Annotated in this window: 18 protein-coding genes and 2 pseudogenes; 14 read left to right on the forward strand and 6 right to left on the reverse strand. The window is 65.2% G+C overall.

The annotated features are described in order from the left end of the window. A pseudogene (locus NM2_RS42030) lies at positions 1 to 826 on the reverse strand (IS481 family transposase); the annotation flags it as partial. Between the two features lie 409 nt (positions 827 to 1,235). On the opposite strand from NM2_RS42030, the gene NM2_RS52760 reads away from it, so the two are divergent. Further along, on the forward strand, positions 1,236 to 1,358 hold the full coding sequence (locus tag NM2_RS52760) for a hypothetical protein (protein WP_281182832.1): 123 nt from the start codon (positions 1,236 to 1,238) through the stop codon (positions 1,356 to 1,358). A 73-nt stretch (positions 1,359 to 1,431) separates the two neighbouring features. Here NM2_RS52760 and NM2_RS42035 read toward each other — a convergent pair whose 3' ends face one another. Beyond that, a complete protein-coding gene (locus tag NM2_RS42035; protein ID WP_067682138.1) occupies positions 1,432 to 2,424 on the reverse strand; it encodes an aldo/keto reductase in 993 nt (330 codons plus the stop codon). A 368-nt stretch (positions 2,425 to 2,792) separates the two neighbouring features. On the opposite strand from NM2_RS42035, the gene NM2_RS53640 reads away from it, so the two are divergent. Both NM2_RS53640 and NM2_RS53645 read left to right on the forward strand, forming a co-directional pair. Continuing rightward, positions 2,793 to 3,038, forward strand: coding sequence for a WYL domain-containing protein (locus NM2_RS53640; RefSeq protein WP_218026099.1), 246 nt, complete (start codon positions 2,793 to 2,795; stop codon positions 3,036 to 3,038). Next, a pseudogene (locus tag NM2_RS53645) lies at positions 3,035 to 3,217 on the forward strand (WCX domain-containing protein); the annotation flags it as partial. The gene NM2_RS53640 and the pseudogene NM2_RS53645, both read left to right, overlap by 4 nt. A gap of 182 nt (positions 3,218 to 3,399) precedes the next feature. Here the strand turns inward: NM2_RS53645 and NM2_RS42040 are convergent. The 3 genes from NM2_RS42040 to NM2_RS42050 all read right to left on the reverse strand — a co-directional run bounded on the left by NM2_RS42040 (position 3,400) and on the right by NM2_RS42050 (position 7,957). Then, entirely contained in the window at positions 3,400 to 5,784 is a 2,385-nt protein-coding gene (locus NM2_RS42040) for a LuxR C-terminal-related transcriptional regulator (protein ID WP_169816341.1), read from the reverse strand. A 263-nt stretch (positions 5,785 to 6,047) separates the two neighbouring features. Further along, positions 6,048 to 6,830 (reverse strand): 3,4-dihydroxy-2-butanone-4-phosphate synthase, encoded by a 783-nt coding sequence (locus tag NM2_RS42045; RefSeq protein WP_067682049.1) that lies wholly within the window; start codon positions 6,828 to 6,830, stop codon positions 6,048 to 6,050. Then, entirely contained in the window at positions 6,827 to 7,957 is a 1,131-nt protein-coding gene (locus NM2_RS42050; protein ID WP_067682052.1) for an LLM class flavin-dependent oxidoreductase, read from the reverse strand. The genes NM2_RS42045 and NM2_RS42050 overlap by 4 nt, the downstream gene beginning before the upstream one ends. A gap of 362 nt (positions 7,958 to 8,319) precedes the next feature. Between NM2_RS42050 and NM2_RS42055 the strand changes: the two genes are divergently transcribed. The 6 genes from NM2_RS42055 (at position 8,320) to NM2_RS42080 (ending at position 14,812) form a co-directional block, all read left to right on the forward strand. Beyond that, positions 8,320 to 9,093, forward strand: coding sequence for an HpcH/HpaI aldolase family protein (locus tag NM2_RS42055; protein ID WP_067682055.1), 774 nt, complete (start codon positions 8,320 to 8,322; stop codon positions 9,091 to 9,093). Between the two features lie 145 nt (positions 9,094 to 9,238). Then, positions 9,239 to 10,501: an amidohydrolase family protein gene (locus NM2_RS42060; RefSeq protein WP_067682058.1), complete on the forward strand. Its 1,263-nt coding sequence runs from the start codon at positions 9,239 to 9,241 to the stop codon at positions 10,499 to 10,501. Positions 10,502 to 10,532: 31 nt separating this feature from the next. Then, entirely contained in the window at positions 10,533 to 11,387 is an 855-nt protein-coding gene (locus NM2_RS42065; RefSeq protein WP_067682060.1) for a hypothetical protein, read from the forward strand. Positions 11,388 to 11,415: 28 nt separating this feature from the next. Beyond that, positions 11,416 to 12,330, forward strand: coding sequence for an SDR family NAD(P)-dependent oxidoreductase (locus tag NM2_RS42070; RefSeq protein WP_067682063.1), 915 nt, complete (start codon positions 11,416 to 11,418; stop codon positions 12,328 to 12,330). Positions 12,331 to 12,354: 24 nt separating this feature from the next. Next, positions 12,355 to 12,948: a nuclear transport factor 2 family protein gene (locus tag NM2_RS42075; protein ID WP_067682066.1), complete on the forward strand. Its 594-nt coding sequence runs from the start codon at positions 12,355 to 12,357 to the stop codon at positions 12,946 to 12,948. A 1,165-nt stretch (positions 12,949 to 14,113) separates the two neighbouring features. Further along, the gene (locus tag NM2_RS42080; RefSeq protein ID WP_067682069.1) at positions 14,114 to 14,812 is read left to right on the forward strand and encodes a DUF8020 domain-containing protein; all 699 of its coding nucleotides are present in this window, start codon (positions 14,114 to 14,116) and stop codon (positions 14,810 to 14,812) included. A gap of 392 nt (positions 14,813 to 15,204) precedes the next feature. Here NM2_RS42080 and NM2_RS42085 read toward each other — a convergent pair whose 3' ends face one another. Beyond that, entirely contained in the window at positions 15,205 to 15,717 is a 513-nt protein-coding gene (locus NM2_RS42085) for a flavin reductase family protein (protein ID WP_245718505.1), read from the reverse strand. Positions 15,718 to 16,022: 305 nt separating this feature from the next. On the opposite strand from NM2_RS42085, the gene NM2_RS42090 reads away from it, so the two are divergent. The 5 genes from NM2_RS42090 (at position 16,023) to NM2_RS42110 (ending at position 20,552) form a co-directional block, all read left to right on the forward strand. Continuing rightward, a complete protein-coding gene (locus tag NM2_RS42090; protein ID WP_067682075.1) occupies positions 16,023 to 16,838 on the forward strand; it encodes a glucose 1-dehydrogenase in 816 nt (271 codons plus the stop codon). 22 nt (positions 16,839 to 16,860) lie between these two features. Continuing rightward, positions 16,861 to 17,583 (forward strand): ABC transporter ATP-binding protein, encoded by a 723-nt coding sequence (locus NM2_RS42095; protein ID WP_067682078.1) that lies wholly within the window; start codon positions 16,861 to 16,863, stop codon positions 17,581 to 17,583. A 115-nt stretch (positions 17,584 to 17,698) separates the two neighbouring features. Beyond that, positions 17,699 to 18,835 carry an ABC transporter substrate-binding protein gene (locus NM2_RS42100; RefSeq protein ID WP_067682081.1) on the forward strand — a complete coding sequence of 379 codons (1,137 nt, stop codon included), beginning with the start codon at positions 17,699 to 17,701 and terminating at the stop codon, positions 18,833 to 18,835. 33 nt (positions 18,836 to 18,868) lie between these two features. Continuing rightward, positions 18,869 to 19,684 (forward strand): ABC transporter ATP-binding protein, encoded by an 816-nt coding sequence (locus NM2_RS42105; RefSeq protein ID WP_067682084.1) that lies wholly within the window; start codon positions 18,869 to 18,871, stop codon positions 19,682 to 19,684. Beyond that, positions 19,677 to 20,552 carry a branched-chain amino acid ABC transporter permease gene (locus NM2_RS42110; RefSeq protein ID WP_067682086.1) on the forward strand — a complete coding sequence of 292 codons (876 nt, stop codon included), beginning with the start codon at positions 19,677 to 19,679 and terminating at the stop codon, positions 20,550 to 20,552. Before NM2_RS42105 ends, NM2_RS42110 begins: the two co-directional genes overlap by 8 nt. Positions 20,553 to 20,586: the final 34 nt, after the last annotated feature.

Genomic DNA, 20,586 nt, shown 5'->3' on the forward strand with positions numbered 1-20,586 from the left:
GGAACCGCTCGATCTTGCCGTTGGTTTGCGGCCGGTAGGGCCGCGTCCGTTTCGCGGTGATCGCCAGCTCGGCGCAGGCGTGGCGCCAGGCATGGGACCTGTAAGCGGCCCCGTTGTCCGACAACACCCGCTCGACGACCACGCCGCGCTCGAGGAACCACGCCACCGCACGCTGCAGCACCGCGATCGCGGTGAGGGCCTTCTCGTCGTCACAGATCTCGATGTAGGCGACCCGCGAGTGGTCGTCGATGACGGTGTGCAGGAACGCTGTTCCGGTGCGGGCGTGGCGATCGGCGCTCCACCGGCCGGTGCGCCGTGAGGTCGCCGACTGGTTCTTCTTGCCCTGTGCTCGCCCGAGGTAGCGCCAGCCGCCGCCGTCGGGAATGTTGCCGAACTTGGTGACATCGACATGGATCAGCGAGCCGGGGTGGTCGTGTTCGTAGCGCCGTAACGGCTCACCGGTCACCCGATCGATCCGCGAGAGCCGGTTGACCCGGCAGCGCACCAGCACGGCGTGCACGGTCGAAGCCGCCAGGCCCAGCCGTCCGGCGATCTGGAGCGGGCCGAGCCTGTGCCGCCATCTCAGCCGGATCACTTGCCGCACAACCTGTTCCGGTGTGCGTGTCGGGCAGCGGTGGGGTCGGGAGCTGCGGTCGGCCATCCCGGCGGGACCCTCGGCGCGGTAACGATCGGCCCATTTACGGGCCGTTCTGGTGGCGACCATGAACATCTTCGCCGCGGCCGTGCAGGTCCATCCCTGCTCGACGATCAATCGCGCCAGCCTTAACCGTGCGCGCGGGGTCAAAGCGGCGTTAGCGTGGACCACGAAGGCCTCCAGTGTGGTGAAGCGGTTACTCGACATCCCCACTTCACAACCGGAGGCCTTCACCCATCAACCACCAGGCCGTGTCACCACGAACCCGGAACAACCTCCCTGGACATCACAACTAGCCGACGGACAGCGCCACAGGTCGGGGTACCGGCGGCACAGTCGTTGTCGAACGGGCCCGTGCTCTCGAATACCCGTCTGCGTCTTCTCGTCCTGGCAGCAGCCTGAGTAGGCACGCCGATACACGCTATATCGGCCAGTCCAGGCCCAAACCTCGCGATATGCGGCATGAGCAGATGTGCAGTGCGAACCTTCCGCTGATGCCGCGACAGAAAGGTCCCGGCCGACGTCGAGTCAGGCCTATGTCCAACAAACGATGGTTGACGACACATAGCTGAGCGTCGGCGTGCTCGCGGTGGGCGCGGACGGGTGCCGGGCGCTGGTCTCCTACGGCGAGATCTCCCCGGGCTCCGGCAACCGGGGCGCGATCCTGGCCGTCGAGCAGTACGGGGCACCGCTGTGGTCGTGACCGGCGAGGTCACCGGTGGACTCGACGTCAACGACGTCGTCGAGCTGGACGTCGTGCGCGTCGAGCCCACCGGCTAACCCCGAGCGACCTCAGCGGTGTGCGCGGGGGTGTAGCGCTCGCCCATCACCTGGTCGCTCAGCGGGTCCAGCGCGGCCAGCGCCTCGGCGTCCAGGGTGAGCTCCAGCGCGGCTGCGTTCTGCTCCAGCCGGGCCGGGCTGCGGGTGCCCGGAATGGTCGCCACCGCCACCCCGAGCCGCTCGGCCTGGGCGTACACCCAGGCCAGCGCCACCTGGGCCGGGGTGGCACCCAGCCGGTCGGCCACCTCGCGCACGGTCTGCGCGATCTTCTCGTTGGCCTTGCCCGCCTCGCCGGCGAAGCGGGGGTTGGTGCGCCGGAAGTCCTTCTCGCCCAGCGTGGAGCGGTCCAGGGTGCCGGTCAGGAACCCCCGCCCCAGCGGCGAGTACGGCACCAGCCCGACCCCCAGCTCGGCCATCACCGGGGTGACCCCCTCGACGTCGCGGGTCCACAGCGAGTACTCGCTCTGCACCGCGGTGATCGGGTGCACCGCGTGCGCCCGGCGCAGCAGCTCGCCGTCGACCTCGGACAGGCCCAGATGGCGGACCTTGCCCGCCTCGACCAGCTCGGCCATCGCCCCGACGGTCTCCTCGATCTCCACGTCCTGGGGCGGGCGGTGGGCGTAGTACAGGTCGATCACCTCGACGCCCAGCCGCAGCAGCGAGGCGTCGCAGGCCCGCAGCACGTAGTCCCGGGCACCGCGGATGCGGCGCGCCCGATCGCCGGCGCTGCGGTCGATGCCGAACTTGGTGGCCAGCTGCACCTGGTCCCGGCGGCCGTGGATGGCCCGGCCCACCAGCACCTCGTTGTGCCCGGTGCCGTAGGCGTCGGCGGTGTCCAGGAACGTGATGCCCAGCTCCAGGGCCCGGCCGATGGTGGCCAGGCCGCCGTCCCAGTCGGCGGCGCCGTAGCTCTCGCTCATCCCCATGCACCCCAGGCCCATCGCGCTGACGGTGAGCCCCGGCGAGCCGAGCGTGGTTCGGGTGATCATGCGCGGATACTCCTCCTGCCCGGACCGGGCGGTACCTCGACGGCTGACGAACGCCTCCGACACTAGGACTTGGAGCGCACTCCAGGTCAAGCCGGAGGACCGGCCCCGCCAGCGGGTCAGGCGCGGCGGAGGCGGGTGAGGGTGAAACAGTCCAGTGGTTTGCAGCCGTTGCCAGTCCAGAGCATGCATCGGAAGAAGCAGAAGTAGTAGCGGTGACAGGAGAACGGTCACAACCGCACTGGAACTGCTAGGAACAACGTGACGGTCCGGGACAGATTGTGCCTCAGCCAGTCAGCACAACCTGCATGCGAACCCGTCATAGGCATCCGGGTGATCGACTGCCTGCTGTTCGACGAGTCTGATCGGTACTGCCGCGATCTTCCCGATATCGGGCGGTCACGGTCCGCGACGTCGACCCGTACCGCCTCGTGCACACCGGACGCCGCTGGTACTTCGTCGCCCGGGACGTGGCGCGCGACCAGTGGGGGACGTTCCGGGCCGATCGGGTGACGCACACACAACCGACGAGCCAGGTGGTGGAATTCGTCGACCCACCAACCCAGCGGTTCTCGTCTCACGCAGCATCGGCGGCGGCACCTACCCGCTTTCCGTGAGGGTCCGCCTGCCGCTGCCGATGAACGCAGCACTACGACTCGTCCGGCCCACGGTCGGCATCCACCATCCGGACGGCCCCGACGGCACCATCGTCGAGATCGGCGGCAACGACGCCGACGAACTCGCCGCATACCTGCTCAGCCTGGGCACCCCACTACAAGTGCTGTCCCCGGACGACGTGCGGCAGGATCACGCCGAGCCCGAGCGCCGATCCCAACCGGCGCCGGAAGTGTACGGGGCATTTTCGCGCGGTTATGAGGTCGCGATCAACCTGGGACGCTGCGGTTCGCATCGGAACAGCCTTCCGCCATCGGCGACGGAAGGCGCCACGGTACGTCGCAATGACGGACTGAAGGACGTTCAAATTTGCTGCGATCGAGGACTCTCTTGCTGGGATGTGTCGACGATCCAGGTTGCGATCTGCGCGCGAGAAGTGAAGCCGAGTTTGGTCAGGATATGTTCTACGTGGCCTTCCGCTGTGCGTTGCGCGATCACCAATTTCGCGGCGATCTGCTTGTTGGTGAACCCCTGTGCGACAAGGTCTGCGACCTGCTGCTCTCGCTTGGTCAAGCTCGGTTCCGAAACGTGGGTATGCTCGCTTACCTCCTCCCCGAGGGCAAACGCAACCGCAGCGTTCCTCTCCATGGATTGACCGCGCCGGAATTCCGCGCCGAATCGTCGCTCACCGAGCGCTTGCCGCACCGCGCGCTCGCATTCTTCATGGGCGTGGGCCAGCTCTGGAAAAACAGAGTAACCAGGGGCGGAGGAGCGCAGCATATGTTCGGCGGCTCCCATCAGAACGGCCGCGCGCTCGTTATCGCCGCCGACGCGCGTCCAGGCCAGCCCTTCGAGATCGAGCGCCACGACGACGGGGGTGGGTGCGCGCCGGTCTACTCGCAACGACTCCTGCATCAGGGCCTGTGCATGGATGTGCTCGCCTTGCCACCACGCGGCGATCCCCAGTCCCCACAGCGCGGACGGTCGAAACAGCGATTCACCGGCCGCCTCGGATATCGATAACACTTTCTCGTAGTAGCTGATGGCCTGCGGAATATCGCCTATCGCCGTGTGGGCCGAACCGAGAAACATCAACGCGGCGATGTACGGGTGTCCCGGCGACATCGATCCGAAGACCTCGACGGCACGCTCCAAGCAGGAGACCGCGTTCGTGGCTTCGTCTCGATACAGGGCCAGGAGACCCTCGGCGTACGCGACCATCGCGTCATTGAGGGACGTGCGATCCTGCTCGGCCAGAGTACGTTCCTGCTCCAGGATGCGAGCCGCTGAGTCGAGGTCTCGCTGTAGTGATGCCATGACCGTGCTGGCATGGAGCGCGGTGAGCCGACCCGGCATCGAGAAGGCCCGAGGGTGCGCAAGGGTGCGGTCCAGCCAGCGTCGACCTTCACCATGCAGACCCCGGAAATCCCAGAATATGAAGAGCGCGGCGGCGGTACGCAGCCCGGCCTCGGCCGAGTTCTCGCTGTCCTCGGACAGCGAGAACTCGAGGGCATCACGCAGGTCGGGCTGCTCCCGATCGAGCCGCGCCAGCCAGTCGAGCTGCCGATCACTGATCCACCCGGCCTCGGCATTCACCGCCAATCGCTGATACCAATCGCGATGTCGCCGGCCGATATCTGTGTGTTCGCCCGCTTGTTGCAACTGCTCGCGCCCATATTCGCGCAAAGTCTCGAGCATCCGGAAGCGCACGACGCCATCGAGCTCCTCTCGAAGCACGATGGATTTGTCGACCAGTGCGGATAACGTGTCCAGCACGTCCCCGGGTTTCAGGTCGGTACCGCAGACTTGCTCAGCCGCATCGAGTTCGAAACCACCCGCGAATACCGACAACCGGGCCCACAGCCGCTGCTCGGCCTCCGTACACAGCTGATAGCTCCAGTCGATGCACCACCGCAACGTCTGTTGCCGCCGCGGCGCTGTGCGAGTGCCACGGGTCAGCAGTGCATACCGGTCGGTCAGTCTCTCGAGTATCTGCTCCGGCGACATCGTGCGCATGCGAGCCGCAGCGAGCTCGATCGCCAACGGCAAACCATCGAGCCGCGAACATATCCCCGCCACAGCCGCACTGTTGCCTTCAGTGACGTCGAAGCCCGGCACCACCGCGGCCGCGCGATCGGCGAACAGGCTGACCGCATCGAATCCGGCCAATCCTCGGAGTGTGCGCGGACCGTCACGGGCCGGAGTGGACAGCGGTAGCACCCGCAGTACCGCCTCCCCGGCGATATCCAGCGGCTCGCGGCTTGTAGCCAGAATCCGCGGAGCCGGACAAGCCACCAATAATGTTTCGACCAGAGAGGCCAACGCCTGCACGACCTGTTCGCCATTGTCGATAACAAGCAGCATTTCCCTCTGATGCAAAAACTCGACGAGCATGTCCTGCACCGGTCGAGCCGAATCGCATCTGATACCCAGGCCGGCCGCGACGACGTCGGCCACCAGGGACGGATCGCGCACATCGGCGAGCTCGATCATTCGAACCCCATCGGCAAATTCGCGCCGAGAATTCCATGCCGCCCGTCTTGCCAACCGGGTCTTGCCCACACCACCGATCCCTGCCAGCGTCACCAACCGCGAGACCGACAGCAAGTTCTTGATCTGCGACAGCTCAGCTCGGCGGCCGACGAAACTCGTAAGGTTGGTCTGCAGGTTTCCGGTATATCTGGCTCCGGTGCTACCGGGGTTCGTCGCAGGCCATCCACTGACTTGCGCACTGACACCGGGCACCATGCACTTACCTTCCGACAATGCCCAGCGTATCGCCAACCAGCGTCCGGAGCCGCACAACCGAGCCACAGCCGGTCCGCCCAGGTGCAACTGACAGCATCGTCCACCGAAAACATGCCGGATTTCGCGTACGCCGCTTGGGCCGGCGACTTCTTCAGGTGAAACGTCAGCTCGCGCATTACGGCATTCAAATCTCGAAACGGTGAATCGATCCACCTTGATCGAGAAATGAGCGCCCAGCGAGTGGTGGATCGCGTCGTACCGGCCTACACCGCTGAGCCCGGCACCGAGGACGCCGGACGGCTCGCGCTCCGCGCCGTCCGCGGCACGCAACTCCCGGTCGAATAGGACCGCGCGGGCAGCCATTCGATCTCGGCGTGCACTCGCACCACGCGCCGCTCGGTTAGTTCACGGAATGTGACCATGTCCCCCACGCAGACCAGCGCCGTGTCGTGGGTGTCGCAGAACTCGCGAAGTTCGTCACCGGTGGCCAGTGCCGTCGAATCGCGTTCGCTCACGAGGGCGCACAGCCCGCCGACCAGCGGTAGTTCGGCGATGCTCAGCAGGTCCAGGAGGCATTCCCCCGGCCGCGGTCTGTCGAGCACGCCGCCGGGGGCGACCAGTTCGACGACGAGGTGTCCGGGCCGGGTGAAGGCGTCCGGATGCGCGTGCCGGTCAGCGAGCAGCGCGAGAGTTCGAGCGCGGTCCTGCGCGGAAATACCTGTGGACGTGCCCTCGATCGCATCGACCGAGACCGCGTAGTGCCTGTCGATCCCCGGGCCCATCGACGCAATGAGCGGAAGACCGAGGGCCCGGGCACGGTCGGGCAGCATTGCCGCGCAAAGGAACCCGGAACCATATCGAACGGTCCAGGCAACGAGGCTATCGGATGCGAGGCTACCGGCGAACGCGAGATAGCCGACGCCGTCCGTGTCATCGGCGATGACGATCGCGCGTCCATCGAGCATACTGTCGACGGCGTCGGACACACGTCCCACGGTATTGCGCAGGTGCTCGAGTTCAGCGGCGCTCGGACGATGTTTCGTCATGACAGGCTCCGCGTGTCCGTGCGCAGCCCCGCCTGGTGCAGCAGCGGCATGACCTCGGCGTTGAAGCGGTCCATACCCTCGGTGTAGTCGAGCCAGCCGAGTGCGGCGCCGCCGATTCCCATACCGCTCAGGCGGGTGAGTTGGTCGGCGACCTGTTCAGCAGTGCCCACCAGCGGCAACGCACCCCACCCGGCGACGTATGCCCGCGCCCGCTTGGCCACGAGTTCTGGTGGGAGTGCCTGGGCGCCACCACTGATGATGTTGTTCGCCAAGCGCTGGGCGGTCTCCAGATCACCGAGTTCGTCGACGTACCACTCGAAGTAACGTTTGGCTTCCGCTTCGGTGTCCTTCACCACGACGGTGCAGAAGGTCAGCGCGTTGAACTCGCGATTCAATCCGGCAGCATGCGTCTTACAACGCTGCATCGTCTGCTCGAGCAGGTCCCAGTTGTCGCTGCCGACGAAACAGTAGTCCGCGTGCGTGATCCCGAAGTCCAGGCCGGCGGGCGACTGGCCGGCCGCGACGATCACCGGCCGCTGCTGGACCGTTTTCGGCTCGAGGTATCCCTTCTCGACGGTGTAGAACCTGCCCTGATAGTCGAGTTCACCGTGCTTGACCCACAGCGATTCCATGATCTCCAACCACTCGGCCGACATCAGGTAGCGATCGTCGTGCGGCAGCTGCTCGATACCGAACATGCCGAATTCGGCGGCATTCCAGCCCGAAACGATGTTGAGCCCGAATCGGCCGCCGCTGATGTTATCGATCGTCGCGGACAGTTTCGCCGCGAGCATCGGATGGTAGATCGGCACGTGGCAGGTGGCGAAGACCTGAATTCGCCGCGTCAGGGCAGCCATGGCGGCCGCCCAGGTGAAGCATTCGTACTGTTCGGCATTCGCGTTGTATTTGCCGCCGTGCCCGCGCCACCGGCCGATGGGGAGCAGGAACTCCCAGCCGGCGGCGTCGGCAGCGGTGGCGACCGAGACGTTCTCGTCCCAGTCCAGCGTGGGTTTCGATGCGCCGGAGAGCATCATGCCCCCGCTGACATTGAGGCAGAAGACGCCGAGTTTCAACGCGTTGTCGCCGAAGAACGACGATCGCTGGGGGGAATCTTGCTGACCGGTCATGACGCGACCTCCTTGGGGCGCTCGCAGACGAAAATTGAGCTTGCACTGCCGCGGCGTGATGAACGGTGGTTAGGTCGGCACGTCGACCGACCCGGTCCCGGTGGACCCGCCGACCTCGGGACTGCCCGCAGGAAGTACACGCGCTGACGCTAATCCCGAGCCGGACCGAATGTCAACACACATGTTGATAAATGGCGGTTTGATACGGCGATGATGGCCCCCGACCACCATCGGCGTTTTCAATACTACCGTTGACAGTGCGAGTCGGCCGTATCTACCATCGAGGCGTCTCGTAACCGGCGCCCACGCGAACAGGGAATGTTCGCGCCGGCGTCAGGCCCCGTCACCCCCTGGAGGGCTCAATGGATGGAAACCCCCTGAAGGATCGCCTGGCCCGGCGTGCGCCACTGTTCGGCGGATGGTGTTCCACCGGAACACCTTTCGTCGCCGAAGTCATCGCACTGCAGGGCTACGACTTCATCGGACTCGACGCGCAGCACGGCCTCTGGAGCTACGACCGGCTGCTGTCCAGCATGATGGCACTGTCCCGGACCGGCGCCGGGATCATTGTGCGCATGCCGTCGCGCGACGCGGCGGCCGCCGGCCGGATGTTGGATGCCGGCGCGCACGGCATCATCTTCCCGATGATCGAAACCGCCGACGACGCGCGCGAGGCGGTAGAGGCCTGCCGCATCCACCCCAACGGCCGGCGCAGCTTTGGGCCCGTGCGCGCCTCGCAGTCGTTCGGCCGCGATCCGATCGCGGTGAGCGAGGGCGTGAGCTGCATCGTCATGATCGAAACCGCCCTGGGCGTGGAGAACATCGAAGCGATCACCGCGGTGCCCGGCATCGACTGCATATACATCGGGCCCGGCGACCTGGCGATCACTATGGGCCTGCCGCCGGGCAACGATCCAATACCCGGCCCTCACGCCGACGGAATCGAGCGCGTCCGCAAGGTCGCCACGGCCCGCGACATCGCGGTAGGCATGCCGTGCACTACCGCAGCGAGCGCAATCACGTTGGCGGAGCGGGGATTCAGCTTCCTGGCGGTGGGCGCGGACACCTGGTGGCTCACCGAGCGCGCCCGCGCCGAGGCGGAATCGCTGCGCGCAGCGGGTCACCTCGGTTACTAAATTTCAACACGAGTGTTGACAATATTTTTCTCCCGGGCTAGCGTCCCAGGTGGAAACAACCTTTCAACCCCGGCAGATCCGTTGCATTCCCTTGCCGGATTGTTTCTGACTCGCCGAGTTTTTCACGAATGGATGGTGGTTGACGATGAGTCGGATAACGCTGATCTCGAGCGACGGGCATGTCGCCGCACACATGGGTGACTATCGCCCTTACCTCGAGTCGAGGTACCACGAGGACTTCGATGCGTTTCTCATCGATTACCGCAAATACGGTGTGGTGACCACGGATTCGACGAACATCATGAACCGGCTCGACCCCGATGTCGCGGCCGAGTGGCAGGAAAAGGTCACCAACACCGGCCGGCTCGACGCGAGCTGGGACCCCGCACGGCGTGTCGCCGAGCTGGACCGGGAGGGCATAGCGGCCGAGGTCTTGTTCCAGGAGTTTGCGACGCCGTTCCTGATGAGCTCGCCGACCCACGCCGCCACGTTGCAGGTCGCACAGCCGACCGATGACCAGCTCAGCGCGGGCTACCGGGCATACAACCGGTGGGTCAGCGACTTTTGCGCATACGCGCCGCACCGGTGGGCGCCCATGGCTGCGATCAGCCTGCACGACGTCGACGCCGCGGTCACCGAGATCGAAGCCGTCAAGGAGATGGGATTCTCCGGCATCGCGCTGCCGGCGCTCCCCGGCGATGACCGGCCGTATCAGCCGCAGTACGACCGGGTATGGGCTGCCCTGCAGGATAATGATCTCGTCGTCAACATCCACGTCGCGATCGGCAGCGCTCTGCCGTCGTACACGAAGGCGCCCACTCTGACCTCGGCGCGCGCCATGGTCGGTGCGGACATCTTCACCAGCGTGCGAAACCTGTTGCCGTCGTTGATCTTCGGGGGCGTACTGGAGCGGTTCCCGAGGTTGCGGATCGTGTTCACCGAGACGCATTCCGACTGGGTGCTGGGCGCGTTGCAGAGGATGGACCACTCGTACGACCGCAGCGATCTGCGGCGTGACATCCGCGAGGTCGTCCCGATGCGGCCGAGTGAATATTGGCGCCGCCAGTGCTACCTCGGATCCTCACTGTTCTCGCGCGCCGAAGTCGCGGCCCGCCATCGCATCGGGCTGGACAAGATGATGATCGGAATCGACTTCCCGCACAGTGAGGGCGCGTGGCGTTTCGGCACCCGCGAGTATGTCAAGGCCACCTTCGGCGCCGAGCATGTGCCGCCCGCCGATGCGCGCAAGATGTTCGGCACGAACGCCGCGGCCGTCTTCGGGTTCGACCTGCCCGCACTGGACGCACTCGCCGAGAAGATCGGAATCGACGAGGCCGACGCGCTGACCCCGCCCTCGGTGCAGCCGACCTATCGCGGCGACCTGGATCGCCCGCTCATCGGAGCCTGATCGCACACGGACACAACGAGAGGAGCCGGCGATGCACATCGTGGACACGGCGCGACTGCCGTGGGAACTGGTGGTCCCGAATACCCGCGGCGGCGACGTGTGGCGGAAGGTCATCCTGGCCGCGAAGGGCGGCAAGCAGGTCAGCTACGACATTCGGTTCGAGCGCTTCGGCGAGGGCGATCGCGGATACAACTCGATCCGGCATCGCCACGATTTCGAGCAGCTTCGATTTGCCGCTCTCGGCCGGATGGACCTCGGATTCGATGTTCTCGAAGAGGGTGACGTCGGGTATTTTCCGGCCAACGCCTATTACGGGCCGCAGAAATGCGAGGGTGCGCTGATTCTGGTCGCGCAGTGGGGCGACCGCTTCGTCACCAAGGAGGAGAGCGACGCGGCCGTCGCCGAATTATCCAAGCACGGTGAATTCCGCGACGGCATCTACCACGGCGTCGGTGAAGACGATCGCCCGTACAACAAGGATCCGCTCAACGCGATCTGGGAGCAGGTGTTCGGTGAGCCCTACAAGCCCCAGAAACCGCGCTACCGGCAACCGGTGCTGATGACCCCCTCGGCCTTCGGCTGGTCCGAGGGCGACGGGGTCACCCGCAGTCACAAACTGGGTGTCTTCACCGAGAACGGGCTGGCGGTCGAGTCGGTGCAATGGCATGCGGACGGCTCGCTGAAGGTGGCGGCCGGTGATCCCCGGCCGGCATTCCTGTTCACCACGAAGGGCAGCTTCACTCACGACGGCCAGGAGTTCGGACCGCACACCGGCGTGTGGGCCGAATCCGGCGAAGGCGTCACGGTGGGTGGGGTATCGGGTAGCGAATTGCTGATGGTCCGCTTTCCCGCACCGTCGAGTCGTATCACGCTCGGCCTGTCCTGATTTCGGAAACAATGGAGTAGAACCGAATATGACCCAAATGCGATTCGATGGCCGAGTCGCCCTCATCACGGGGGCAGGCCGCGGGCTGGGACGTGCCTATGCCGAATTGCTCGCGTCACGCGGCGCGACGGTGGTGGCCAATGATCTCGCGGTGGAATCGGTCGACCGGGATGACGATTCATCCCAGCCCGCCGTGATCGAGACGATTCAGCGCGACGGCGGAAACGCCGAAATGATCTATGCCGACCTCACATCGGAGGCGAGTTCTCGTGAACTCGCCCGTGAGACGCTGCGCAAGCACGGCCGGGTGGACATTTTCATCCACAATGCGGGTACCGCCACCGGCAGCCTCGACCACCACCTCGACCTTCATCTGAAGGGCGCCGTGTGGGTGCTGCACGAGCTCTGGCCGGGAATGGTGCAACGTCGGTACGGCCGGGTCCTGATCACGACATCGGGTGTCGGGATGTACGGCTCCGGCGCCGGCGGACAGCGCGCCGAAGACGAGAGCGCGACCGGGTTCGGCGAGAACTGGTTGTACGGGGTGGCCAAGGCCGGCGCGTACGGCCTCACCCGGCACCTGGCGAACCGAGGCCGGGCCGCCGACATCAAGGTCAACGCCATCGCGCCGATCGCGTACACAGCCGCCGCGCGGCACGCCACGACGGGACGCACCGCGGACCCGACCGGTCGGCTGCAGTGGATTCGCGAGCAGTGCACCCCGGAACGGGTAGCACCGGTGGCCGCGTACCTCGTGCACGACGACTGCGGGGTCACCGGCGAGGTCTGGCGTGCGGCGGGCGGCAAGGTCGGGCGCATCTTCGTCGCCGAGACGGCGGGAATCGAGTTGGCCGACCTGCGGCTCGAGGATGTGCGGGACAACGTCGAGACGATTCGGGACGAGAAGGGCTACAGCGTCCCGGCATCGTCCGGCGTCGGCTGAGCACACTGATCGAGGAGAATTTTGGTGGATACCACAACGACAACGAGCGGAAACGGACTGGACACCCGGTTGCAGATGCTGCTCGACGAACGTGAGATCAAAAATTGTGTGCTGCGGTACTGCCACGGCACCGACCGGCTGAACTGGGATTTGGTGGCCGACTGCTATATGCCCGAAGCCGCCGACGACCACGGCGCTTTCCAAGGCGGGCCGGCGGAACTGGCCGGCTGGCTGGCCGCCAAAGCCAAGTATCGCGGCGCAAAACAGCACATCGTCGCGAATCAGCTGGTCGAAATTTCCGGTGACCGCGCGGTCTGCGAAAGCTACTACCTCTGCTACATCGAATTCATCGACGACCCCGAATTCGTCACGACCGGTGACGCCGAGGCCGTCCTGATGGGCGGCCGCTACGTCGACCGCATGGCCCGTGTCGAGGGCACCTGGAAAATCGCCGACCGGGTTTCACTCGTCGACTGGACGCGCAGCCTCGGCGAACCCGCGTACTGGTCCTCGCCCGCGGCGGCAACCTTCACCAAGGGCCGCGGCGACGACCAGGATCCGGCCCGCCTCGCATTCGCCGAACTGGGCCTGAGTCCGGGGGCTCGAATATCGCACTGAACGTGCGACGAGGTGCGAAGTGCCTTCCCGGACTGTGAAATCGAAGTTGCAAGACTCCGATTATTCAGTCCGGGAGGGCATTCCGATTATCGATGGCAACCTGTGGACCGCCGCATAGACAGCCGACCTCGACCAGCTGTCCGATCTCCGGCCCGACGCCGCCGTAGTCGATGTCAGCCTCGGACTGTCGTCGAGCAGGGGCGTGACGCGATCATGGACCGGGACCAGCAAGGTCTGGGCAGCCGGTGCGCGGGGCCGGTCCACGATCTGCAATCTACGGGCTCAGCCGATCCGGCCGCAGCCGCAGAAGAACGGCAGCGGAGATCATCGGCTCGATATCCATTGCCGCTGGATTACTCGCCATTGAGTCAGACGTGGCGGTCATACGCCCATCCTACGAATCCGGCCTACATCTTTCAACATCCTTGTTAGTTGCAGATGCTAGGACGCACGCCGTCGACCAGCCGAGCACAGTTCGTCAGCCAGCACCATCGCGGCCAGGACTAGCAACATAAGGCACAGGCAGCCGGACGCTACTCCCTTTTTTCAACTATGTCGTTGACAGTGAGATGTGACCGAGCTAACGTTCCTCAAAGCCACCCTGCCGAGCAGTCACCGACAGGGGCCGACAGGGCCAAAGGAGGCCGTCAGCATGATTCATTCGTCGACCATGGCTAGCATCCGGTGGCCCTCATGACCACCATGGATCCGCGTAAGCCCTTGCGGCACAATCCCCTACAGCACAAGGCGCGCAGAGATATACCGGCTGATTGAAAGACTGCGCACGGCACGGGACTTGACGCCCAGCTGACCAGTCGATATCGGCGCGATAACTCCGAGTCAGCGCCATTGGCCGCACCCGAGCATCATCTTCACGCGTAGTTCGACCGGGTCCCACAGTCGACAGCACGTGGACCGCGACGCCTGCTGCACGATCCGCCGGCTCGCTCACACGCAGTGAACCTATCCGGCCGAGGGTAAGACCCGTCGGCACCCCGGAACTCGCTCTGCCCGACTGGAAATCGGTCTCGCCGGTCGAGCGGACGAACCCCTACCTCCCCTGAACAGGTCCGGCAGATACACAGCCGTCGACCCACACCGGCGCCACGCCGGAGCTCCACCTCCTCCGCAACGAAGCCGAGGAGTCCGATGAGAGGAAACAACAATGAGAAAAATCGCTGCGACATGCGCGCTGGTCGCCGGAGCCGTGAGCATCGCGGGAACCGCGCAGGCGGCTCCGCAACCGGACGCCATCCACTACACAATGACCGCTACGCCGACGGGGACCGTCATCAGCACCGACGCGGGAACCCTGACTGTCGACAACGGCGTACTCGAGATCAAGAGCCCCAACGGAACTGTGCTCGCCGGAAGCGATTTGTCCTTCAGGGTGGACGATTTCGCCTTCCCCATCGCCGCACGGATCAGCGGCCACACCGCCACACTCACCCCCCAGTTCGACCTCGCGCACGCGAGCTACCGACCCGTCGCCCTGCCGTATGAAGACCAGGCGCCCTGGAAAACTCCGTACGACCGCGAGCAGGCCGCCTGGAATCGAATGGCCAGCACGATCACCACCGGCGCCACCGTCGGAACCATGGTCGGCGGCCTCACCGGTGCCGCGGTCGGCTGCGTCCTGGGCGGCATCGCCGGTGCGACCGTCGCCGCCGCGACCATCGTCGGCATGTTCGGCCCGTTCATTCCCGCCGCCGCCGTAGGCTGCCTCGGCGGCATCGTCGCCGTCGGAGCCCTGGGCACAGTGGCCGGACAACTCCTGGTGACCGCCCCCCTCACGATCATGGCCGCGGTGCAGTACTTCACCACCATCAACGAACCGGCACCTGGCACGGCCACGCCCAAGTAACCGGCCCGCCCGGACCGCACGTACACCGAGGGTCTTTCACCACCGGGCGGCGAACGCTCTCCCGCGGAGCCCCGATTCCCCAGTCCCTATACGAAAGTGCTTGCTGTACAACATGTTACGGCATTCGACAGGACGGTCTCCCGCAACGCACCGTCAGCCCGGAGCGAACGGCCGGATACTGTCGCCCACATGTCGGTGCACTCGGCCTGAGCGTGGGACTGGAGTATCACACCGAGTGTGCAGTGCGGGGCGAAATACCTTCCCGGAATGGAAAATCGGAGTCGTAAGGCTCAACCATACTGTCCGGGAAGGCATTTCGATCATCAATAACAGCCATGGCGATCGCGATGCGGGTCCCGATCCCCGGGGCGACGGCTATGCGCTATCGGCACTCAGCCGATCCGGTGGCCGCCGCGGAAGAACGGCAGCGGAGACGACAGGCGCCCATCCCCCAGCGCTCGCACGCGCCCCACGCAGATCTCGTGGTCGCCGCCGGCATGGATCGTCTCGATGTCACAGTCGATCCACGCGATCACATCGTCGAGCCGCGGACAGCCGCCCTCCGTTGCGGACCAGCCGACCCCGTCGAACTTTTCCGTTCCGCTGCGGGCGAACTGACGACATACCGATTCCTGGTCGGCGGCCAGCACATTGATGCAGAACCGGCCCGAGCGCTTGATGATCGGCCACGTCTCCGACGAATTCGCCGCGCAGAAGCCAACCAGCGGCGGGGCCAGCGAGATCGAGAAGAACGAGCCGATCGCCAGTCCGACCGGCCGCTCACCGTCCATGGTCGATACCACGACGACGCCGGTCAGGAAGTGGCCGAGTACTCGCCGGAAGATCGTCGGCTCGATATCCATTGCCGCTGGATTACTCGCCATTGAGTCAGACGTGGTGGTCATGCGACCATCCTACGAATCTGGCTTACATATTTCAACAGACATGTTGATTGAGTCCGCCATGCCGTCCGCCTCCGACCAGCCGAGCGCAGCCCGGCAGCCAGCCGCCTTTGCAGCCAGGGCTACCGACATGGCACACAGATGGCCGGGGCTCCCACTTTTCAACTATACCGTTGACAGAGAGATGTGACCGAGCTAACGTTCCTCAAAGCCACCCTGCCGAGCAGTCACCGACAGGGGCCGACAGGGCCAAAGGAGGCCGTCAGCATGATTCATTCGTCGACCATGGCTAGCATCCGGTGGCCCTCATGACCGCCACGGATCCGCGTAAGCCCCTGCGGCACAATCCCCTACAGCACAAGATCGCGATCGTCAGCGGCGGCGCCCGGGGTATCGGAGCAGCAATCGCCCAGCGCCTCGTCGCCGACGGCGCACACGTCGTCCTCGGCGACGTACTCGACAACCCCGGACGGGCACTCGCCGAACACCTCGGACCACAGGCCGTATACATCCATCTCGATGTCACCGAGCAGCGGGACTGGCGCGCGGCGGTCGAATTGGCGTGCGCCACATTCGGCAATCCGAACGTCCTGGTCTGCAATGCGGGCGTGATGTTCTCGAGCCCGTTCGAAAAAACCGCACCGGAGGATTTTCGCCGGCTGTTCGAGATCAATGCGCTGGGCGCGGTCCAGGGAATTCAGGCAGTGCTGGACCCGATGCGCGCGGCCGGCGGCGGCTCGGTGGTCGTAATGTCCTCGGTCGGCGGCGTGGTCGGCATCGAGGGAATGTCCGCATACTGCACGAGCAAGGCAGCGAACACCATGATCGCCCGGTCCGCGGCAATCGAGCTCTCCCAGTATGGTATTCGCGTCAACTCGATTCATCCCAGCCGAGTCGACACACCGATGAGCAATAGCGACGCGGTCGCCGCCGTGGCCTCGCCGGACACATCCGATCTGCCACCACTCGGACGTATCGCCGAACCAGAGGATGTGGCCGCCCTGGTCGCCTTTCTCGCCGGTGACGAGTCGTCCTTCATCACCGGCGACCAGCATTTCATCGACGGCGGCAGGCAGGCCGGATACAAATACTCCGCAACTGCGGCCCGCGATTTCCGCCGATGACGGCCGAAAGGTAAACAGGCACATGCTTCTGGAGACCGAAAACCTCGCGGTCCGATATCCGAATGGAGCCCTCGGCATCGAAGATGTCTCGATACAGATCGAGGCAGGCCGGATCGTGGCGCTCGTCGGCGCCAACGGTGCGGGTAAGACCACGACATGCCGCACCCTGAGCGGTTTTCTGCGCACCGAGGGTGCACAGATCGTGCGCGGCAAGGTCGTATTCGACGGTGTAGACGTAACCGGCCACGAACCGCATCGCCTGGTCAACGCCGGCATCGCGGCAGTTCCCGAACGCAACAAGGTATTTTCCAACCTCAGCGTGCGTGAGCATTTCCTGTCCGCGGGAATGCATCGGTCCGGGGCCGAGCGGGCAGAGGCGGTCGAATTCGGCCTGCACCTGTTCCCGACGATCCGCGGCCGCATGAAGCACAGCGCCGGCACGCTCAGCGGCGGCGAGCAGCAGATGGTCGCGATCATCCGGGCGCTGGTAAACCGCCCGCGGCTGCTCATCGTCGACGAAATGATGCTGGGATTGCACGCCAGCCTGCAGCGTCCGCTGTTCGAGGCACTGGAAACGATCGCCGGTGACGGGACCGCATGCCTGGTCATCGACGAGAGCGCCACCCGCACCGTGACCACCGCGCAGTATTGCTATCTGCTCGAAGGCGGCCGCATCACCGCGCACGGGAAATCGGTCGACTTCGTGGACACCGACCTGTTCGGCATCACAGACATCGGCGCATAAACGCCGCCAACAATACCCTCGCCGCACCAACATATATAAGAGGACTGATCTCGTCATGCGTGTACAAGCGCTGCATCGTCGCATTCTCGTTGCAGGAGCGACAATACTTTCCCTATTGATCACCGCGGCCTGCGGGCAAGGCGCCGACTCGGACAGCTCCGGGTCGGGCGATTCCTACCGGATCACCGTGATTTCGGATATCTCCGGGGCGTTTTCGGGTGTTTCGGCGCCCGGCGCGGCCAGCATCGAGATGGCCGTGAACAATATCAACGCCACCGGCGGCGTCAACGGCAAGAAAATAGATCTGCAGGTCATCGACAGCCAGTCCAGCGGGAGCCTCGCGCTCACTGCTGCCCAGAAGGCGATCGCGGCGAATCCGCTTGCCCTGGTGATGTTCTCGGGATCGGCGGGAGCGGCATCGATCACCTCGCTGGCGCAGTCGGCGAGGGTGCCGTTGCTGAGCCCGGCCCTGTCCGACACCTCGCTCTATCCGGCGCAGCCGTATCTGTTCCAAACCAGCCTGACCGCGAAGCAGGACGCGGAGGCGCTGTACCGCTTCGTCGAACAGCGGGAGAACGGCTCGCTGTCGGGCAAGACCGTCGACGTCGCGGCCATCAACTCGCCCTATGTCGATGTGATCATCAAACAAGCCCGTGCGCTGCTGGAGCAGGCAGGCGCCAGGGTCGCCGGCGTTCAGCGATACGACCTGCCGCTGGCGTCGTTCGCCACGCAGGCCGGCGCGATCGCCCGCGACAACCCGGACGTGGTGCTGACCCTGGGCTCGACCGACGACACCGTCGTGGTGTCCAAGGCGCTGACTGCGGCCGGAGTGACGGCGCTGCAACTCGGTATTCCGTCGGGCGCGGCCCAGGCCACGCTGCAGCAGATCGCCTCGGCCAAGTACTACGCTCTGGCGGCCAACCCGTATGCGACCACGCTGCCCGAGTTCCTCGCGGTCGCGGACAAGAACCACAAGACCGCCGACGTGTCGAGTTCGATGTTCGCGATGTCTGGCTGGGTAACCGGATATGTGCTGGCCAAAGCCCTCGAGAAGTGCGGGACCGGCTGCTCGAGCGCGGCGCTGAGCACCGCACTGGAACAAGTCTCCGATTACGCCGTGCCCGCCGGCGCCTCCTACGGGCCGGTGACGTTGAGCGCCACGAATCACGTTGCCGCCAGCACGGTCCGGTTCCACCACTACGACCCCGCGACCGGCAAGTTCGCCGAGAGCGACCCGATCACCGTGCCGTGACCGGCGACCGATGCGACAGCTGAAAGCTCCGTTATGAACGAAGATCAAACCTCACCACCGAACATCATCGACGTTCGTGCCATCACCGTCGCCTTCGGTGGCCTGCGCGCGCTGACCGGCGTTTCGGCCGCGATCGGCGCCGACCATATCGTCGCTGTCATCGGCCCGAACGGCGCGGGTAAGACGACATTTCTGAATGCGATCTGCGGCCTGACTCGCACATCCGGCGGCGAGATACGGCACCGCGGCATGGACGTGACCAACGCCCACCCGACCACCATCGCGTGCGCCGGGCTGGGCCGGAGTTTCCAGGACCCCAAACTGATCGATGCAGCGACCGTACTGGAAAACGTTCTGTGCGGTTCACATCAGACGATCGGTTATTCGCTGGCGGGCCAGATCTTCCGCCGGTTCGAGGTGTCCCGGGCCGAGCGCCGAGCGCGCGCCGACGCCCGGGAACTGCTCGGCCGGTTCGGTCTGGCGGATCTGGCCGATATCGAGGCGGGGCGACTGCCCTACGGCTCCCGCAAGATGGTCGACATCGTGCGGGCGACCATCGCGCGACCGAGCGTGCTGCTGCTGGACGAGCCCTCGTCCGGCCTGGATCCGGCAGAGCGCGCACGGATCCGGGACATGCTCCTCGAGATCCACACCGAGTTCGGCATTCCGATGGTGGTCGTCGAACATCATATGGATCTGGTTCGGGCGATCGCCGATCGCGTGCTGGGCCTGGTCTCCGGCTCCGTGGCACTGCACGGGCCGACCGATGAGGTGCTCGATTCCGAGGAATTCCACGTCACCATGGCCGGTGGCACGACCGAACCGAAGGCGGCGACAGCCGATGTCTGAATTAACCGCCGCGATCATCGGCGGCCTCACTCTCGGAGCCATTTATTCGCTGGTGACGCTCGGTATCGTCATCATCTTTCGCGCGACCGAGACGTTCAACTTCGCGCACGGCAGCTTCATGCTGCTGGCCGCCCTGATCGTCGGCAGGCTGCAGCGCGGTTCGGGCCTGCCGTTCGGCATTCTCGCGCTCCTCGGCCTGGGTATCGTCGGCCTGCTGGGCGCCATATTGTTTCAGTTCGTCCTGCGCTGGGCGGTCGGGCGGCCGCATTTCGTCGCCGTCATCGCCACTCTGGGATTCGCCTCGGTCGCGGATGGGGTCATCAATATCGTCTTTCCCGAAACCCAGTACACCGTCACCATTCCGGGGCTGTCGACCGGATCGATGACTATCCTCGGCGCAACCTTCGGGACCGCCTCGCTGGAGATCGGGGCATTCGCCGTCGTGCTGACGGTCGCGCTGGTGCTCGTGTTCCGATTCACCTCGCTCGGCATCCGAATTCGTGCGGGCGGTCAGGATCCGCTGCTGGCCAGTCAGGGCGGTATCAATATCCGCTGGGTGTATCTCGGCTCGTGGACGCTGGCCTGTGTGCTCGCGGGCATCGCCGGAATCGCCTACAGCAGTGTGAATTCGGTGAACCGGGGGATCGAGGATCTGGCCCTGCTCGCATTTCCCGCCGCGCTGCTCGGCGGGCTGGACAGCATTCCGGGCTCCCTCGTCGGCGGTTTCGGCATCGGCCTGCTCGGGGGATTCACCTCGGCATACTTCGGTGGCGAATACGTCACGGTCGTCACCTATCTCGTGCTGCTCGCCGTCATGCTGCTCTTGCCGCACGGCATCGCCGGCACCCGGAACGTCAGGCGGGTCTAGTGATTCACACGATATCGGATGTCAATGTCCCTTC

This window comes from Nocardia miyunensis NBRC 108239 (assembly GCF_001613065.1).
In the GTDB taxonomy this organism is placed as follows: Bacteria; Actinomycetota; Actinomycetes; order Mycobacteriales; family Mycobacteriaceae; genus Nocardia; species Nocardia miyunensis.

Excerpts from the sequence above, each read along its gene's own strand:
- NM2_RS42060 (WP_067682058.1), top strand. The coding sequence starts at position 9,239 with ATGAGTCGGATAACGCTGATCTCGAGCGACGGGCATGTCGCCGCACAC.
- NM2_RS42095 (WP_067682078.1), top strand. The coding sequence starts at position 16,861 with ATGCTTCTGGAGACCGAAAACCTCGCGGTCCGATATCCGAATGGAGCC.
- NM2_RS42070 (WP_067682063.1), top strand. The coding sequence starts at position 11,416 with ATGACCCAAATGCGATTCGATGGCCGAGTCGCCCTCATCACGGGGGCA.
- NM2_RS42085 (WP_245718505.1), bottom strand. The coding sequence starts at position 15,717 with ATGACCACCACGTCTGACTCAATGGCGAGTAATCCAGCGGCAATGGAT.
- NM2_RS42040 (WP_169816341.1), bottom strand. The coding sequence starts at position 5,784 with ATGGTGCCCGGTGTCAGTGCGCAAGTCAGTGGATGGCCTGCGACGAAC.
- NM2_RS42105 (WP_067682084.1), top strand. The coding sequence starts at position 18,869 with ATGAACGAAGATCAAACCTCACCACCGAACATCATCGACGTTCGTGCC.
- NM2_RS42110 (WP_067682086.1), top strand. The coding sequence starts at position 19,677 with ATGTCTGAATTAACCGCCGCGATCATCGGCGGCCTCACTCTCGGAGCC.
- NM2_RS42035 (WP_067682138.1), bottom strand. The coding sequence starts at position 2,424 with ATGATCACCCGAACCACGCTCGGCTCGCCGGGGCTCACCGTCAGCGCG.
- NM2_RS42045 (WP_067682049.1), bottom strand. The coding sequence starts at position 6,830 with ATGACGAAACATCGTCCGAGCGCCGCTGAACTCGAGCACCTGCGCAAT.
- NM2_RS42090 (WP_067682075.1), top strand. The coding sequence starts at position 16,023 with ATGACCGCCACGGATCCGCGTAAGCCCCTGCGGCACAATCCCCTACAG.
- NM2_RS42055 (WP_067682055.1), top strand. The coding sequence starts at position 8,320 with ATGGATGGAAACCCCCTGAAGGATCGCCTGGCCCGGCGTGCGCCACTG.
- NM2_RS42050 (WP_067682052.1), bottom strand. The coding sequence starts at position 7,957 with ATGACCGGTCAGCAAGATTCCCCCCAGCGATCGTCGTTCTTCGGCGAC.
- NM2_RS42065 (WP_067682060.1), top strand. The coding sequence starts at position 10,533 with ATGCACATCGTGGACACGGCGCGACTGCCGTGGGAACTGGTGGTCCCG.
- NM2_RS42080 (WP_067682069.1), top strand. The coding sequence starts at position 14,114 with ATGAGAAAAATCGCTGCGACATGCGCGCTGGTCGCCGGAGCCGTGAGC.